This is a genomic window from Nocardia ninae NBRC 108245 (genome assembly GCF_007990755.1).
GTDB lineage: Bacteria > Actinomycetota > Actinomycetes > Mycobacteriales > Mycobacteriaceae > Nocardia > Nocardia ninae.
Window position 1 is genome coordinate 12,842 of the sequence record NZ_BJXA01000070.1, and the last position, 16,685, is coordinate 29,526.

Genomic DNA, 16,685 nt, shown 5'->3' on the forward strand with positions numbered 1-16,685 from the left:
CCCAACAGTTCTCAGTCGGGCAGCACGAGACCCGCGGCGGGCGGCGTGGCGTCGATCAGGTAGCGGACGATGGCGTCCCTGGTGCGACCGGGACCCATGAAGGACGTGTGCCCGTCGCCGTCGCGGGTCAGCAGGACGGAGCCGCGGATCTGGGTCAGCATCAGCTGTGCCCAGCCGTAGGAGGTCGACGGGTCGTGGGTCGCGTTGACGATCAGTGTCGCGATGGTGGGTTCGGCGACGGTCTCCCGTGCGGGATTGGCTCGGGCAGGCCAGCCCTGGCACCGCGCGAGGTACCGGTAGGACTGGCTGACGCCACGGGTGTGCGGTGCGATGGTGGCGAGCAGGGTCTGCTGGGCTTTCAGCGCGGCGTAGCTGTCGAAGTCGGGCCGGAAGTCCGCGCAGCCGACACCCAGATCGGCGTGGTTGCTGTCGGCCGTGAACGCGGCCGAGGCGAAGCCGCTCGCGTCACCGTTGCGCGCCTGGTCGAGCCGGGCGGACAGGCCGGGCCAACCTTCATCGCCGATATTCGGGATGGGATCTCTGGACAGCAGCCTGCCCTGGAGGTTGGTCAGCAGGTCGTCGGTGGTGACCTCGCCGCGGCACTTGCCCGTGCTCTGGCAGGTCGGTGCCGGCAATGGGTGCTGCTCGGCCTTGGTGACCAGATCGTCCAGCACCTGCGACGGATCCTGTTCGCGCACCGCGCATTCGGCCGCGGATCGGCACCACGCCGCGAAGCGATTCCAGCTGTCCTCGATCGCGACGGATTCGTAGAAGCTCATGGTGCTCGTCGGCTGGGAGTGCACGAGCGCACCGTCCAGCGCCAGGGCGCGGCTCTTGTCGGGGAACAGGCGGGCGTACTCCGCGCCGATCTCGGTGCCGTAGGACAGGCCGAGGTAGGTCAGCGGTGCGCCGCCGAGGCGTTGGCGCAGCACCTCGAGATCGCGGGCGACGCTCACCGTGTCCACATGGTCGAGCAGCTCACCGGTCCGGCGGCGGCAGCTGTCGCCGAACGCGCGGTTCGCCGCGACCATGTCGTCGAATTCCTGCTGCCCGCGCGGGAATTGACGGGGCAGCCGGTTGGCCAGGTCGGCATCGCACTGGATGGACGGCCTGCTGGCACCGACACCGCGCGGATCGAAGCCGATCAGATCGAAACGCTGCCGGAGCCCGCCGGGGAACAGGCCCGGCTCGGCGCCTTCGAGGGCGACGAACTGCGTGCCCGCGCCGCCGGGACCGCCGGGATTGACGACCAGATCCCCGATCTTCTGCGCCGGATCGGTCGCGGGTAGTCGATTGATCCCGACCTGAATCTTCGCCCCGTCCGGGTTGTTCCAGTCCAGCGGTACATCGATGCTCGCACACTGGACGGCGGAGCTGGAACCCGGTGGACAGGCACCCCATCCGATCGGCTGCCGATTCTCGGTCGCGGACTTGTCCGGCGCGTCGTCGGTCCCGCAGCCGACGCAGACTGCGAGGACGGCTGTTACGCAAAGGGTTAGGCGTGCCGCGGTCGAAATACCCATTCGTGGGTACACCCCGCCTACCCGGCGCTGCCGACGGCGGTGCGCACGAACCCGTCGGCGCCGGCGAGCAGCCTGCGGGCCGCCGCCACATCGACGCCGGCCAGCTGCATGACGATCGCGGTTTTCGGGTGTCCGTCGGCGGCGTCCAGCAGGGCGGCGGCGGTGACCGGGTCGACGCCGGTGGCGTCCTCGATGATCCGGCGGGCTCGGTCGACCAGCTTGGCGTTGGTGGGCTTCACGTCGACCATGCGGTTGCCGTAGACCTTGCCCGATTGCACCATGGTGGCGGTCGAGAGCATGTTGCACACCATCTTCTGCGCCGTACCGGCTTTCAAACGGGTGGATCCGGTCAATACCTCTGGGCCCGTCTCGATCTCGATACCGACGTCGGCGTGCTCGCTCAACTCGGCATGCCGATTGCAGGAGACGCCGACGGTGGCGGCGCCGATCGATCGGCCGTGCTGCAGGGCGCCGATCGCATATGGGGTCCGGCCGCTCGCCGCCAGCGCCACGATCACGTCGTCGGCGGTCAGGTCGATATCGGCGAGATCCGCGACGGCGAGTGCGGGATCGTCCTCGGCACCCTCCACCGCATGCGCGAACGCCGCTGCGCCACCGGCGATGATGCCGATGACCTCGTCGGGGGCGGTGCCGAAGGTCGGCGGGCACTCGACCGCGTCCAGCACGCCGAGCCTGCCGCTGGTTCCGGCACCGACATAGATCAACCTGCCGCCGGTCCTGCGGGCCGCGACGATCAGCTCGACCGCCCGGGCGATCTCCGGGATCGCCTGCGCCACCGCGGAAGCCACTACGGCATCCTCGGAATTCATGGTGCGCAACAACTCGTCCACGGTCATGGAGTCGAGTGCGGCGGTCCGCGGATTCGCTTCCTCGGTGCTCAGTGTGCTGATGTCACTCATGACTGCGCCTCCTATGTCCATGCGGGAACTACGGTCGAACGAGTGGTGTGGTCCCGACCGAGTCGTGACTATCTGTGGGGGTGGATCGTCGATCAGCGTGCCGCGAGTCCCTCACGGCGCCTTCCGCACCGTGCGGGAGATCCGGCGATCCGCTACCGCGTCATAGGTCCGGCGCAGCGCCACCGCGGCCGACGGCGTGCGCTGCAGGACGCCGATGTAGAGCGCGTCGACGATGAGGAGCTGGCTCATCCGGCTCGCCATCGCGGCGGAACGGAAACCGTCCTCGCGCCCGGCGACGAGCACCGTGTGCGCGGCCGCCCTCGCCAGCCTGGACTGTGCGCCCGCCGTCACGGCGACCGTCGTCGTCCGCCTGCCACCGGCGCGGTCGACGGCGTCGATGATGGCGGCGGTTTCGCCGGAGTGGGAGAAGGCGATGATCACGTCGTCGGCTTCCAGCAGGCTGGCCTGCACGAGGGCGTCGTCTTCGGAGGTGCAAGCGACACACCACATCCCGATCCGGGTCAGCTTCTGCGCCATGTCCATCGCGACCAGCCCGGAGGCGCCGATGCCGATGAGTTCCACCCGCCGCGCGCGCACCAGGGCGTCGACGACCGCCGCCATGGTCGACGGATCGGCGAGGTCGGCGGTGGCCACCATGCCCTCGGTCTCGAAGGCAGTGAGCTTGTGCAGCACCTTCGCCAGTGGGTCGTCGGCGTCGATGTCGGTGGCGAACACCGGCGAGCCGTCGTCCTTGCTGGTCGCGGCCAGCGCCAGGCGCAGCTGCGGATAGCCTTCGTAGCCAAGGGCTTTGGACAGCCGGACGACCGCGGACGTGCTGGTGGAGGCGCGCTCGGCCAGTTCGCTCACGGTCAATTGCGCTGCGGCGGCAGGGTCGTCGCGAATCACCTGGGCGACCCGCAGCCCCGTCGGGGTCAATCGGGGGATCGCCCCGAGCAGGCGTGTGCGGACGTCGTCACCCTCGTTCATGGTTCTCCAACCTGAGCTGTCGCGGTGCCGCACCGGGTGATTCGGGCAATGCCAGCGGGGCGGCACCTGGCGTGATCGAACCGAGCACCCGCGCCCGCGTCGCGCCGGTGCAGACCGCGTCGGTGCCGGCGAGTCCGTGCACGGTGAGGAACCCGAGCACGGCGAAGGCGGCGGCTTCCTTGGCGGCGGACGGCAGACCGAGCTCGTCGGAGGTGCACAGGGTGGCGTTACCCAGCCGTTCGCCGAGCATGCTCAACAGGGCCGGATTTCGGGTACCGCCGCCCGAAGCGATGACTTCGTCGGGTGCGAAAGGTGCCAGTGCGTCGGCGATGGTCTGTGCGGTCAGCGCGGTCACGGAGGCGACGATATCGTCGGCAGGCAGGGGATGGTCCCGCAACACCCGCTCGAGGTAGGCCCGGTTGAACAGCTCCTTGCCGGTCGTCTTCGGCGGCGTTGCCTGGTAGTAGCTGTCTGCCAGCAGGGTCTTCAGCAGTCGCTCGTCGATGCGGCCGCGGGCCGCGCGTTGGCCGTCCCGGTCGATGTGTTCGCTGCCGTCGGTGGCCAGTTCGACGGCCGCGTCGATCAGCGCGTTGCCCGGGCCGGTGTCGAAGGCGACGGGCGTGTCACCCGTGACGGTCGCGTTGGCGATGCCGCCGATATTGAGCGCGGCCGAACGCCCGGGCCGGCCCGCGAGCCACAGCAGGTCGAACAGAGCGACCAGTGGCGCGCCCTGGCCGCCTGCCGCGATGTCACGCGAGCGGAAGTCGCTGACGACGGGCAGCCCGGTCTGTTCGGCGATCCAGGCCGGTTGGCCGAGTTGCAGTGTGCCGCAGGTCCGTCCGTCGGCCACCCAGTGGTACACCGTCTGCCCGTGCGACGCGACGAGATCCGCTGAGCCATCGCACAACTCGTGTACTGCCTCGGCTGCGGTGGCGGAGAACTCCTGCCCGATCGCGGTATCGAGCCGACACACCGTGGCCATGTCGATCGTGCCGGGCGGGAGCGCGGCGATGAGTTCGGCGCGCAGATCGTCGGGGTAGGGGCGGCTCAGCAGCCCCAGCACCTCGACGTGAATAGTGCTGTCCCGCAGATGGATATCCGCGCCGACCGCGTCGATCGCGTCGTGCGAGGTACCCGACATCAAGCCGATGACGCGCACTAGGCCACCGCCTCGACCGGTTCCGGCGGCTTGGGCGCCTGCGCCGGATGGAAGCGGCTCGCGATGCCGCCGACCACCAGCGTGACCAGCACGCCGATCGGCACCAGCCACTGCGCCGCGATACCCTTCTCGACCACCTTGCCCGCCACCGTGACGTCGATCTTGACCACCCGCACGATGAACGTCATCACGAGCACCGTGACCACGAACGCGAGCACCGCGTCGAATTGGTTGGCGCGCTTGACCAGTCGGCCCAGCAGGAAGGCGCCGAGCAGCGCGCCGTAGGTGTATCCGGCAATGGTCAGCGCGGTGAGGTAGACGTTGCCGGTGGTCGCGCTGAAGCCCATGGCGCACAACGCCATCAGCACCGCCCAGACGAGTGTCATGTAGCGCGCGAGCTTGAGCAGCGACTGATCGGAGATCTCGCGCGAGGAGAAGCTGCGGATGATGTCGGCCACTGTCGAGTTCGCCATCGAGTTCAGCGCCGCGGACAGCGAGCCCATGGCGGCGCCCAGGATGCCGGCGACCAGCAGGCCGGAGATCACCACCGGCAGCCCGTGCAGGATGAAGTTGGGGTACAGGTTGTCGGCGGTGGCGAGGCCGAGCTCCTTGGGCGACTTGCCTTCGTTGTACGACCACAGCAGCGCGCCGACCAGCGAGAACGCGGCGAACTGGATGGCGACGAAGATGCCGGAGCCGATCATCGCCTTCTGGCTGTCGCGCAGCGAGCGGGTGGCCAGGATGCGCTGCACGATCAGCTGATCGGAGCCGTGCGAGGCCATCGCGAAGATGGCGCCGCCGATGATCGCGGTAGGCATGGCGAAGGTGTTGGTCAGGATGTGCGCCAGGCCGAAGTCGGTGTCGAAGATGCGGAACTTGCCGTTGTCCAGCGCGTCCGACCAACCCGATGCGCCGACGTGGCCGGTGAGCACGCAGATCGCGATGATCGCGCCGGACAGGTACAGGCCCATCTGCAGCGCGTCGGTCCAGATGACCGCCTTGATGCCGCCGAGGTAGGTGTAGACGACCGTGACCAGGGTCAGCACGATGATGATGACGTCGTACCCGAGGTCGAGGCCGAACTCGCTGAGCAGCAGCTTGATCGGGATGGCGGAGGCGAACAGGCGCACGCCCTCGGCGAGCAGCCGGGTGAAGACGAAGGTCACCGACGCGACACCCTGCAGGTAGCGGCCGAAGCGCAGCTCGAGATACTGATAGGCGCTGACGAACCCGCCGCGTTTGTACAGCGGGATCAGGGCGGTCGCGACGATCGTGCGGCCGATGATGTAGCCGATGGCCAGCTCGACATTGCCGAACGCTTGGTCGGTGTAGGCGCCGCCGGGAATCGAGATGACGGTGAGCACGCTGGTCTCGGTCGCCACCACGGAGAAGCAGACCGTCCACCACGGCATCTTGCCTTCGCCGACGAAGTAGTCGCTGCTGGACTTCTGCTTACCGGACAGGCGCAGGCCGATCCAGGCGATGACGATGAGGTAGACGACGATGACGGCGACATTGAGTGCGTTCATCGCAGCTCCTCGGTAACGCGGCGAGCGGAATGCAAGTAAGTGTCAGGGCATGTGCATGTTCTGTCAATGAGTGTCACGTGATTCGCACCACCAATGTTTCCAGGGCCGTTGTCGTGTCGAGGGCGAGCAGCGCCGCACCGTCGATCGGGCCGCCGCGGGCGGGTCGGCGATCGATCACCTGCGCTATCGCCGCGTCGAGTGGGTCGAGCAGGGCCGCGCCGAGGTTGGCCAGTCCGCCGGTGATCGCGTAGGGCACCGGCGGCCGCATGCCGGACCGTGCGACGGTGGCCAGGACGGTGCGTGCGAGCGCGTGTCCGGCCGCGGTCATGATGGCGGCCGCAGTGTTGTCCGTGGCGGCGGCAGCGGCGACGACGGGGGCGAAGCGCGCCGCCAGTAGCGCCGGATTTTCGTGCTGCCCAAGGTGTTTCGGCAGCTCTGCGAGGGTGACGCCGTAGTGTTCGGCGGCCTTCGTGGCGAGTTCGGTGGGTGCCGCGCGTCCGTCGTGCGCGCGCAGTGCTGCCCGCAGGCCCTCGGTGCCGATCCACGCGCCACCGCCCTCGTCGCCGAGCAGCGGGCCCCAGCCGTCGGTCCTGGTGAATCGTCCTGCGGCGTCGACCGCGGTGGCCACGGCGCCCGTCCCGGCGGTCAGGACGACGCCCGGCGCGCCACCGAGTGCCCCGGCGTGCGCGGTCACGGCGTCGGAGGTGACGGCGACCGCTTGCGCGCCGGGCAGATCGGCCAGTTGACGCGCGAGCAGTGCGGCGGAGTCCGGGGCGGCGGCGGCACCCGCGGCGCCGATGGACAGGGTGAAGGTGTTCCCGCTGAGCGCTATCCGGTCGATGACGGCGCGGATCGCCTGCTCCGCTGCCGCGACTCCGCCCGCATTGGCCAGCCCGGGAGAGCCGGGCCCCTCGGCGGTGCGCGTCTCGCGTCCGTCGAGCCGCAGGGAGCCCCGGCAGCCCGTTTTGCCGAGGTCGATGGCGAGCACGTGGTCGGTCATGCCGACCATCCTCGCGCGATCACGCGCTTTTGTGGCGCCCAGTTGAGGTCAGGCCGCGTGCGGTCAGGCCGCGCAGCGTGGCTCGGGCCATGGCGAGCCGCACCGGGACCGGAGCCGGTGTTTCGACCGGCGGACGCGCACGACCGTGCGGCGTACGCGTCCGCCGAGGTCAGCGAATTACGGTGTGGAATAACCGATCAGGGCGCCGATGCCCGCGCCGATGGGGATCGTCACCAGGGCGCCGACGCCGCCGAGGAAGAAGCCGATCACCGCGCCGATGCCCGCGCCGATGAGGGCGCCGATGCCCGCGTTGTACTGCTTGCGGGCGATGGTGTCGTCTTGCTGATCGACGAGTTGTGCCAGGTGGGCACTGATTTCCGGGGCGCCGACCGGTGTCATCGTCAAAGTGCGTCCGGTGTCGCTGATCTGCGGCCGCAGCGCGATGGTGCGACCGTCGGCGGTGAAGGACGTCGGTAACGTGACGACGACGTTGCCCGCGGTGTCGGTCAGGGTGACCGCGGCGGCATCCCTGGTCAACGCGAAGGCACCGGCATTGACAGAAGTGATCACCCCCGTGCCGTCGGTGGCCGTCGTATATCCGATGCCCCGATCGACGCTGGACACGCTGACCTGGGCCGATGGTTGCGCTAATGGTTGGGCGTTGACAATTCCCGCAGTGATTCCGGTGGCCCCCACTGCGAGAAGGGCGGTGGCAAATCCTTTGACTTTCATCGTGTTTCCCCACATGTTCTTCTCGGCCACGACAGCCGATACGTCCCGTGAAGCCGGATCAGGCCACCTCTATTCTCGCTTCGCGACCTGCGTGAAGTGATCGATTCCGCGAATTCCGCGCAACGAAATCCGGCGAATTTGCTGGCTGCCGAATCGATTAGGGCGTGTGGTGCGCGCCGCTGGCGCCCTGCACTGCGGTATGGGTGCGATCGGCGCAGGCCGGCGGAGGGAAAGGGAAATCGGGAGCGGTGTTTTCGTGAGTTGCTGCGGGAACGCTGGAAACCGGTGCAGCGGCTGCGTCTCCCGGTACCCGCGGGACCGGTCGGTCGACGAGTCGGGTGGCAGCCCGGCCCGAATCGCCGGGAGATGTCGATCTCCTGACAGCGCTCGCCGGAATCGCTACTGTCCGAGGACATTCACGGCAGCTCATGTCGGCACGCGCTGGTGACCTCACGCGTGTCGCGGGTGCTGCCCCTGCTCGACCTGGGGAGAACGCAGTGAGATTCACCAGAGCCGGTGCGCTGACGGCGGCATTGTTACTGGCCACGAGCCTGGGACTGGCCGGCTGCTCGTCGGACGACAGTACCGACGCAGGCATCGTCACGACCAATATCACCGAGCCGCAGAACCCGCTGTTGCCTGCCAGCAACAACGACAACAGCGGCAGCCGCATCGTCGACCGGCTCTTCGCCGGGCTGAAGTACTACGACGCCAACGGTGTCGCGCACAACGATATGGCGCAGTCCATCGAGACGACGGACCGGAAGAACTACAAGATCACCCTCGAGCCGGACTGGACGTTCACCGACGGCACACCGGTCACGGCGAAATCCTTTGTCGACGCGTGGAACTACGGCGCGCTCAGCACCAACGCACAGCTGCAGGGCTACGTATTCTCCAGCATCGTCGGCTACGACGAGGTCGCTGCGGAAAAACCTGCGGCACAGACGATGTCGGGCCTGAAGGTGGTCGACGATCGCACCTTCACCGTCGCGCTGAAGAGCCCGTCGATCGACTTCGAGCTCGCGCTCGCCTTCACCCCGTTCTATCCGCTGCCCGAGGCGGCGTTCAAGGACATCAAGGCGTTCGGCGAGAACCCGATCGGCAACGGGCCGTACAAGCTCGCGCGCGCGGGCGCGTGGGAGCATAACGTCAAGGTCGACCTGGTGCCGAACCCCGATTACAAGGGTGCGCGCCCGGCCAAGAACAAGGGTCTGCGAATGGTGATGTACCAGTCGTTCGACACGGCCTACGCCGACCTGCTCGCGGGCAACCTGGACACACTCGACACCCTGCCGGACAGCGCGCTCGCAACCTACAAGAAGGACCTCGGCGATCGGGCGATCACCAAATCGACCGCGCAGAACCAGCACATCAGCAGCCAGACCAACATCCCGCACTTCGCCGGCGAGGAAGGGGTGCTGCGGCGCAAGGCGCTCTCGCGGGCGATCAACCGTGAGCAGATCTGCGAGAACATCTTCCACGGCACCAGGATCCCGTCGCGCGACTTCACCGCGATCACGCTGCCCGGCTTCAAGGGGGACCTGCCGGGTTCGGAGGTGTTGCAATACAACCCGGAGGAGGCGAAGAAGCTGTGGGCGCAGGCCGACGCGATCTCGCCGTGGTCGGGTCGCTACGAGATCGCCTACAACTCCGACGGTGACCATCAGGCCTGGATCGAAGCGGTGGCCAACAGCATCAAGAACACCCTCGGCATCGAGGCGGTTGGTGCGCCGTACCCGACGTTCAAAGACGTCCGATCGGCGATCACGTCCCGGACGATCGGTAAGGCCTTCCGTTATGGCTGGCAGGGCGACTACCCGACGATGCTGCAGTTCCTCACCGCGCAGTACTACACGGGCGCGGGCACCAACAACGTCGACTACAGCAACCCTGAGTTCGACAAGCTCATCGATGCCGCGCTGGCCGCCCCGACGTTGGAGGAGTCCTACAAGTTCGTCGCGCAGGCGCAGACCTTGCTGTTCCGGGAGATGCCCGATATCCCGGTGCTCGATTTCATCGCCACCGCGGGTTTCAGCGAGAACGTGAAGAAGGTCGAACTGGCCTGGAACGGCCAGTTCGATTTCGAGAATATCGAGAAGTAAACGCGTGGTCCGCCGCGTCGCCGGGGCCGGCGGCGCGGCACACGGGTGTGCCCCGCTGCCGGTGTGCGCCGGTCCGGGTAGGCTGACCCGTCGATCGGACACGCGCGCGTAAACGAGGTGGTGGCGGAATGAGTGAACGGGTATCCGAATCCGTGACGGGGACAACAACGGTCGCCGTCACGGTGCCCGCATCGCCGGAACAGCTGACGATGCTGCGCGCCCTCGCCGAGACCGTGCTGCTGATCGCCGATTTCGGGCTCGACGAGGTCACCGATATCCGTCTGGCGCTCGACGAGATCGCGACCGTGCTGATGCAGGACGCGGCACCGGGGTCGACCATCGATTGCGCGTTCAGCTATCGCGAAGGCGTGCTCAACGCCACCATCCACGCGGTCGGTACATCCGACGCCGAGGTCGGGTCCGGCAGCTTCGGCTGGCACATCGTGCAGACGCTCACCGACTCGGTCACGGCGACCAGGGCGCCGTTCGACGCCGCCGTCTCCGGGTACCCGACTGTCGTCGACTTCGTCTGGGCCCGGGGCGACCTCGATGAGCAATGACGCGACAGCGTCGGGCGTGGACCATGAGCCGCGCCGACGTGGTGGGGACAGCTACGACAATATCGAGCCCCTGTTCGTCGAGCTCAGCGAGCTCGACGCCGACGATCCGCGCCGCGCCGCCGTGCGCGAGGAGCTGATCAGCCGCTGCCTGCCGCTGGCCGAGCACATCGCCCGCAAGTTCACCGGCCGCGGCGAGAACTTCGACGACCTGCTGCAGATCGCCCGCGTCGGCATGGTGGCCGCGGTGGACCGTTTCGACGCCTCGCACGGCTCGCCGTTCCTGGCCTTCGCGGTGCCGACCATCATGGGCGAGGTGCGCCGCCACTTCCGGGACTACACCTGGTCGGTGCGGGTTCCGCGGCGGCTCAAGGAGATTCAGCAGACCATCGCCCCCGCCATCGAGACGCTCGCGCAGCGGCTCGGCCGGATGCCCAAGGCCCGCGAGATCGCCGACGAACTCGGCGCCGATCTGGTCGAGGTCACCCAGGCGTTGATCGCGCGCAACGCGTACCAGACCTCCTCGATCGATGTGGGTCTGGACAGCGACGACGACAACGCGCCGCGCTCGCCGCTGGACACCCTGGGCGCCGAAGAACCGGAGTACCAGACCGTCGAGGACTACCTCGCGGTGAAACCGCTCATCGCGGCGCTGCCGGAACGCGAGCGTCAGGTGCTGATCATGCGGTTCTTCGAATCCAAGACCCAGGATCAGATCGCCGCGCAGCTCGGTGTGTCGCAGATGCAGGTGTCGCGCATTCTGTCGAAAACGCTGAGTACGCTGCGCGAACAGGCAATGCGTGATTGATACGGCCCGTTTCGGACTCGCGTAGGCGAGCCGGAGCGGGCCGCTGTTTCGGCGCTGTAGTTCATCAATGTAGGTCTACAGCGTTGACACCCGGGTCCGAGGGGCGTGTACTGGGTAGACACCCACAGATCTGAGGATCAATATGCTCGTCATCATCGGGCTCGTCATCCTGCTCGCCGCCGTCATCGTCGGGGTCACCGGCGTGTTCGCCAACGGCGGCAGCACGCACACGCTCACCGACAACTTCGCCGTCTTCGGCTATCACGTCACCGGCTCGACCGGAGTGTTGTTCCTCTATGGGATTGTCGTCGGTGCCATCGGGCTGGCGGGGCTGAGCTTGCTGCTGACCGGTGCTCGACGCACCGCCCGCCGCGGTGCCAGCGCACGCCGGGAGCTGAAGGCAACCCGCCGGACTCCGGTATTCGGCAGCCGGCGCACGCCCGATCAATACCCACCGAACCAGCCCGCTCGTTCCGATCTGCCCGGCACCGAAGCCGGAGCCGGAGCGTCCAGCAATGTCGCCGGGCCGGGAACCGGCGGTCACACCCTGCCCGGCGGGCAGGGACGGCCGCCTGTCGTTTCACCAGTGGTCGGCACTCAGGACGGGCCGCGGGCCGCATCCGGTGGCCTGCGCAGTCTGTTCAAGCCGAAATCGGGCGATCCGCAACCAGCCGACAACACGCGCCGATAGCTGCGGTTCGGCACCAGTCGTCAAGTAACCGAACGTCATTCGAAATCAGGTAGTCGCTCATGATCGTGCTCGGAGTCGTTCTCCTCATCGCCGGATTCCTCCTCGGCATCCCGTTGCTCACAGTCGCCGGATTCCTCGTCCTCATCCTGGGCGCGGTCCTGCTGGTCGCGGGCAGCACCGGCCACCCGATGGGTGGTCGGCGGCACTACTACTGAGTGTCCGTCCCCTGATGCCAATGTTCTGTGGTGTCGGTCGGTCGGCGCGGGGGTGGCGGGCTACCGTTGTCCGGTAGCCGACCGACGAATGGGGAATGCCTTGAGCAGCGACAACGCTACCCGGCTTGCGGTGCTGATCGACGCCGACAACGCCCAGCCCGGCATCGCCGACGGGTTGTTGGCGGAGGTCGCCAAGTACGGGACGGCGCATGTCAAGCGGGCCTACGGCGACTGGACCAGCACCAACCTGAAGGGCTGGAAGGATCAGCTGCTCGCGCAGTCGATCCAGCCGATCCAGCAGTTCGGCTACACCACCGGCAAGAACGCCACCGACTCGGCGATGATCATCGACGCGATGGATCTGCTGTACACCGGCAACCTCGACGGCTTCGTGATCGTCTCCAGCGACAGCGATTTCACCCGCCTGGCCAGCCGCATCCGCGAATCCGGGCGCACCGTCTACGGATTCGGCCAGCACAAGACCCCCAAACCGTTCGTCGCCGCCTGCGACAAGTTCATCTACACCGAAAACCTCACCGGCACAACAGAAGAGTCGCCGACCCCGGCCCGCCGCACCGCCGCCAATCAACTCAAAGGCGACGCCAAACTGATGAACCTGCTCCGCAACGCCGTCGACGCCGCCTCCGACGACTCCGGCTGGGCCACCCTCTCCAGCGTCGGCTCGATCATCAACAAGCAGCGCCCCGACTTCGACCCCCGCACCTACGGCTACAGCAAACTCGGCGAACTCTTCACCGCAACAACCCTTTTCGACCTGGACACCCGCAGCCCCGGCGAAGGCAAACAAGCCGTCACCTACGTCCGCGACCTCCGCAACCGCCCACCCGCGAAGTAACAGTCACTCCCGACTCAGCCGCCGAGCGGTTCAGCGTTCTAGGGGGACGGGGCGGTTGTCGGCGCGGCGGCGGCGGGGTGGGGTGCGGTCGTTGATGGCTTCGCCGACCATGGCGCGGACGGCGTCGCGGAGGCCGTAGAGGGGGTGGTTGGGGGTGGGGCCTGCGCCGGGGTCTTCGCGGAGTTCTTTCATGAGCGACCAGCAGAGGGCGAGCATGACGAGGACGAAGGGGAGGGAGACGAGGATGGTGGCGGTTTGCAAAGAGTTGAGGCCGCCTGCGACGAGGAGGACGGCGGCTACCGAGGCCATCAGGATGCCCCAGGTGATGACGAGCCAGGAGGGCGGATTGAGGGCGCCTCGGCTGGTGAGTGAGCCCATGACGAGGGAGGCGGAGTCGGCGCTGGTGACGAAGTAGGTCATCACCAGGATCATCGACACCCAGGAGGTGATGGTGCCGCCGGGCAGCGCGTCGAGCATGTCGAAGAGTGAGGCCTCGGCGTCGGCGGCGTTCGCGGTGAGGTCGGCGACGCCGGTAGTGGTCAACCGGATGGCGCTGCCGCCCATGATGCAGAACCACACCACGGTCACCCCGCTGGGCACCAGCAGCACCCCGATGAGAAATTCGCGGATGGTGCGGCCGCGCGAGATGCGCGCGATGAAGGTGCCCACGAACGGCGCCCAGGACAACCACCAGGCCCAGTAGAAGATCGTCCACGAACCGAGCCAAGCCGGGTCGGCGTAGGCGCCGGTCCGGGTGGCCATCGGCAGCAGGTTGGTCAGGTAGTTGCCGATGCTGGACGGAATGCTGTCGAGCACATACACCGTCGGCCCGAGCACGAAGACGAACAGCATGAGCAGCCCGGCCAGCAGAATATTGACGGTGGACAGCCATTTGACGCCCTTGTGCAGCCCCGAGAACGCGGACAGCACGAAGGCGGCGCTGAGCGCGCCGATGATGATGAGCTGCACGGTCACCGTGTCCGGCGCACCCGCGGTGAGCTGCAAACCCTTCGCGACCTGCAACGCGCCGAGACCGAGACTGGTGGCCGTGCCGAAGACGGTCGCGAACACCGCCAGCAGATCGATGGCCTGCCCCGCCCACCCTTGCGCACGGCGCTCGCCGAGCAACGGCACGAAGGCGGCGGACAACCGATTGCCGCGTCCTTTCCGAAAACCCGCGTAGGCCAAGGCAAGTCCGACGATGCCGTAGATCGCCCACGGTGTGAGGGTCCAGTGGAACAACGAATACTGCAGTGCCGCACTGGCCGCCGCGGTGGTCTGCGGCTCGATCCCGGTCGACGGCGGCGGCTCGACGAAATGCTGCAGCGGCTCGCCGACGCCGTAGAACATCAACCCGATGCCCATGCCCGCGCTGAACATCATGGCGATCCAGGCGAGGTTGCTGAACTCCGGTTTCGAGTCGTCCTTTCCGAGCCGGATCCGCCCGAAGCGACTAACCGCGATCACCACGCAGAGCACGAGGAAGACGTCGGCGGAGACCACGAACAGCCAGTCGAAGTTGCCGAGCACCCAGTCCAGCGCGGTCTTCGACGCGGAGCCGAAGCTGTCCTTGCCCAGGGCCGCCCAACCGACGCCGGCGATCACCGTGGCGATGCCGATGCCGATGAGGCGGAGGTCGGGTCCGGTCGGGGTCGTGTCTTTGTCGGTAGCCATCGCCCTCAACTATTACGGGTAACGGCCGATTAGCCGAATGGACGCGCCGCTCCCAGACGCAGGTGCGTGCGGCGGTCTGGGCGGTGCGGACGGTATTTTCCACAGGGAATCGCGCCGGTCCGGGCGCGGAGCGGGCGTGTGACCGGAGGGTTCGAGATGTTCACCACCAGGCCGACTTTGCGGGGCACCTTCGGGATGGTGTCGTCCACCCACTGGCTGGCGTCGCAGTCCGCGATGGCCGTGCTCGAACGCGGCGGCAACGCCTACGACGCGGCGGTGGCCGCCGGATTCGTGCTGCACGTGGTGGAGCCGCACCTCAACGGGCCTGCGGGCGAGGCGCCGATGATCCTTGCTCCGGTGGGTGAACCGGTTCGCGTGCTGTGTGGGCAGGGACCCGCTCCCGCCGGCGCGAGCGCCGCGCACTATCGCGGGCTCGGGCTCGAATTCATTCCGGGCACCGGGCCGTTGGCGGCCGCGGTACCCGGCGCGTTCGACGCCTGGATGGTGTTGCTGCGTGATTACGGCACGCGGTCGCTGGCCGAGTTGCTCAGCTTCGCCATCGGTTACGCGGAGGACGGGCACCCACCCGTGCCGCGGGTGCGGCAACAGGTGGAGGAGGTCCGCGAACTCTTCACCACCGAATGGACTTCTTCGGCTGAGGTGTACCTGCGCGACGGCATCGCGCCGAAACCCGGTGAGTTGTTCCGCAATCCGGCGCTGGGCCGGACGTGGCGCCGGTTGATCGACGAAGCCGTCGCCGCGGGCGGTGGCGACCGGGTGGCGGAAATCGAAGCGGCCCGGCGCATTTGGCGCAGCGGATTCGTCGCCGAGGCGATGCTGCGGCAGTCGGCGCGGCCCACCCTCGACACCAGCGGCGAGCGGCATGTCGGCACCCTGACGGCGGCGGACCTGGCCGACTGGTCGGCGACCTACGAGGCGCCCGCGACCTACGACTGGCAGGGCTGGACGTTGTGCAAGATGGGGCCGTGGAGTCAGGGACCCGTCTTCCTGCAGCAACTCGCTCTGCTGCCCGCGGATCTACCGGCTTACGGTTCCGCCGAGTACGTCCACCTGCTCATCGAGGGCGGCAAGCTGGCCATGGCCGACCGCGAGGCCTGGTACGGCGATGTGCCCGATGTGCCGGTGTCGGTGCTGCTTTCGGCGGAGTACAACGCGCAGCGGCGCGCGCTGATCGACGCGAAGGCCTCCTACGAACTGCGTCCCGGCAGCCCGGACGGGCGTACGCCACTGCTCAGCTCGCACATCGGCGGCTCGGGCTCGGTGGCCGACGAGCCGGGCGCGGGCGAGCCGTCACTGGCCAGTGCGGGCGAAACGCGAGGCGACACTTGCCATTTCGACATCGTCGACCGGTGGGGCAATATGATCTCGGCAACGCCGAGCGGCGGTTGGCTGCACTCCAATCCCGTCATCCCGGAGCTGGGTTTTCCGCTCGGCACCCGCCTGCAGATGGCCTGGCTGGACGAGGGCCTGCCGAATACCCTTGTGCCAGGCCATCGTCCGCGCACCACCCTGACCCCGACCTTGGCTTTGCGCGACGGCGTTCCGGTGCTCGCTTTCGGAACACCAGGCGGTGACCAGCAGGACCAGTGGCAGTTGCACTTCTTCCTGTCCGTCGCCTACGGCGGCTTGGATCTGCAAGCCGCGATCGACGCACCGAATTGGCATGGCACGTCGTTTCCGAGCTCGTTCTACCCGCGGGACATGGAACCCGGCGGTGTCGTGGTGGAGTCCAGGATCGGCGAGTCGATCATCGACGACCTGCGCCGACGCGGACACGACGTCACCGTCGGCGAACCCTGGTCGGAAGGTCGGCTGTGCGCCGTGGCTCGGGACCCGGAGTCGGGTGTGCTGTCGGCCGCCGCGAACCCGCGCGGCATGCAGGGCTACGCCGTGGGGCGTTGAATACGT

Annotated in this window: 15 protein-coding genes; 7 read left to right on the forward strand and 8 right to left on the reverse strand. The window is 67.8% G+C overall.

Going from position 1 to position 16,685, the window contains the following annotated elements; genetic code table 11:
* Positions 1 to 11 precede the first annotated feature (11 nt).
* The 7 genes from NN4_RS34545 to NN4_RS34575 all read right to left on the reverse strand — a co-directional run bounded on the left by NN4_RS34545 (position 12) and on the right by NN4_RS34575 (position 7,850).
* Complete coding sequence (locus NN4_RS34545; protein WP_147140079.1) at positions 12 to 1,523, reverse strand: alpha/beta hydrolase; 1,512 nt, start codon at positions 1,521 to 1,523, stop codon at positions 12 to 14.
* A gap of 17 nt (positions 1,524 to 1,540) precedes the next feature.
* Entirely contained in the window at positions 1,541 to 2,443 is a 903-nt protein-coding gene (murQ, locus tag NN4_RS34550) for an N-acetylmuramic acid 6-phosphate etherase (RefSeq protein ID WP_147140081.1), read from the reverse strand.
* Positions 2,444 to 2,554: 111 nt separating this feature from the next.
* Complete coding sequence (locus NN4_RS34555) at positions 2,555 to 3,430, reverse strand: MurR/RpiR family transcriptional regulator (protein WP_147140083.1); 876 nt, start codon at positions 3,428 to 3,430, stop codon at positions 2,555 to 2,557.
* Positions 3,417 to 4,589 (reverse strand): anhydro-N-acetylmuramic acid kinase, encoded by a 1,173-nt coding sequence (locus NN4_RS34560; RefSeq protein WP_147140085.1) that lies wholly within the window; start codon positions 4,587 to 4,589, stop codon positions 3,417 to 3,419. The genes NN4_RS34555 and NN4_RS34560 overlap by 14 nt, the downstream gene beginning before the upstream one ends.
* Complete coding sequence (locus tag NN4_RS34565; protein ID WP_147140087.1) at positions 4,589 to 6,118, reverse strand: sodium:solute symporter; 1,530 nt, start codon at positions 6,116 to 6,118, stop codon at positions 4,589 to 4,591. The genes NN4_RS34560 and NN4_RS34565 overlap by 1 nt, the downstream gene beginning before the upstream one ends.
* Before the next feature lie 73 nt (positions 6,119 to 6,191).
* The gene (locus NN4_RS34570) at positions 6,192 to 7,118 is read right to left on the reverse strand and encodes an N-acetylglucosamine kinase (protein WP_147140089.1); all 927 of its coding nucleotides are present in this window, start codon (positions 7,116 to 7,118) and stop codon (positions 6,192 to 6,194) included.
* Positions 7,119 to 7,295: 177 nt separating this feature from the next.
* Positions 7,296 to 7,850, reverse strand: coding sequence for a DUF8020 domain-containing protein (locus NN4_RS34575; RefSeq protein ID WP_246181238.1), 555 nt, complete (start codon positions 7,848 to 7,850; stop codon positions 7,296 to 7,298).
* Positions 7,851 to 8,347: 497 nt separating this feature from the next.
* On the opposite strand from NN4_RS34575, the gene NN4_RS34580 reads away from it, so the two are divergent.
* The 6 genes from NN4_RS34580 to NN4_RS34600 all read left to right on the forward strand — a co-directional run bounded on the left by NN4_RS34580 (position 8,348) and on the right by NN4_RS34600 (position 13,082).
* A complete protein-coding gene (locus tag NN4_RS34580; RefSeq protein WP_246181239.1) occupies positions 8,348 to 9,955 on the forward strand; it encodes a peptide ABC transporter substrate-binding protein in 1,608 nt (535 codons plus the stop codon).
* Between the two features lie 128 nt (positions 9,956 to 10,083).
* Positions 10,084 to 10,515: an ATP-binding protein gene (locus NN4_RS34585; RefSeq protein WP_135232694.1), complete on the forward strand. Its 432-nt coding sequence runs from the start codon at positions 10,084 to 10,086 to the stop codon at positions 10,513 to 10,515.
* Entirely contained in the window at positions 10,505 to 11,320 is an 816-nt protein-coding gene (locus NN4_RS34590; protein WP_147140094.1) for an RNA polymerase sigma factor SigF, read from the forward strand. Before NN4_RS34585 ends, NN4_RS34590 begins: the two co-directional genes overlap by 11 nt.
* 142 nt (positions 11,321 to 11,462) lie before the next feature.
* The gene (locus tag NN4_RS47030; RefSeq protein ID WP_246181240.1) at positions 11,463 to 12,011 is read left to right on the forward strand and encodes a hypothetical protein; all 549 of its coding nucleotides are present in this window, start codon (positions 11,463 to 11,465) and stop codon (positions 12,009 to 12,011) included.
* A gap of 59 nt (positions 12,012 to 12,070) precedes the next feature.
* The gene (locus NN4_RS45365) at positions 12,071 to 12,226 is read left to right on the forward strand and encodes a DUF6131 family protein (protein ID WP_186818775.1); all 156 of its coding nucleotides are present in this window, start codon (positions 12,071 to 12,073) and stop codon (positions 12,224 to 12,226) included.
* Between the two features lie 100 nt (positions 12,227 to 12,326).
* Entirely contained in the window at positions 12,327 to 13,082 is a 756-nt protein-coding gene (locus tag NN4_RS34600) for an NYN domain-containing protein (protein WP_147140096.1), read from the forward strand.
* 30 nt (positions 13,083 to 13,112) lie between these two features.
* Here the strand turns inward: NN4_RS34600 and NN4_RS34605 are convergent, their stop codons facing one another.
* Positions 13,113 to 14,756, reverse strand: a complete 1,644-nt coding sequence (locus NN4_RS34605) for a BCCT family transporter (RefSeq protein WP_147140097.1) — start codon at positions 14,754 to 14,756, stop codon at positions 13,113 to 13,115.
* Between the two features lie 138 nt (positions 14,757 to 14,894).
* Here NN4_RS34605 and NN4_RS34610 point away from each other — a divergent pair, with 138 nt between their 5' ends.
* Positions 14,895 to 16,679, forward strand: coding sequence for a gamma-glutamyltransferase family protein (locus NN4_RS34610; RefSeq protein ID WP_425574274.1), 1,785 nt, complete (start codon positions 14,895 to 14,897; stop codon positions 16,677 to 16,679).
* Positions 16,680 to 16,685: the final 6 nt, after the last annotated feature.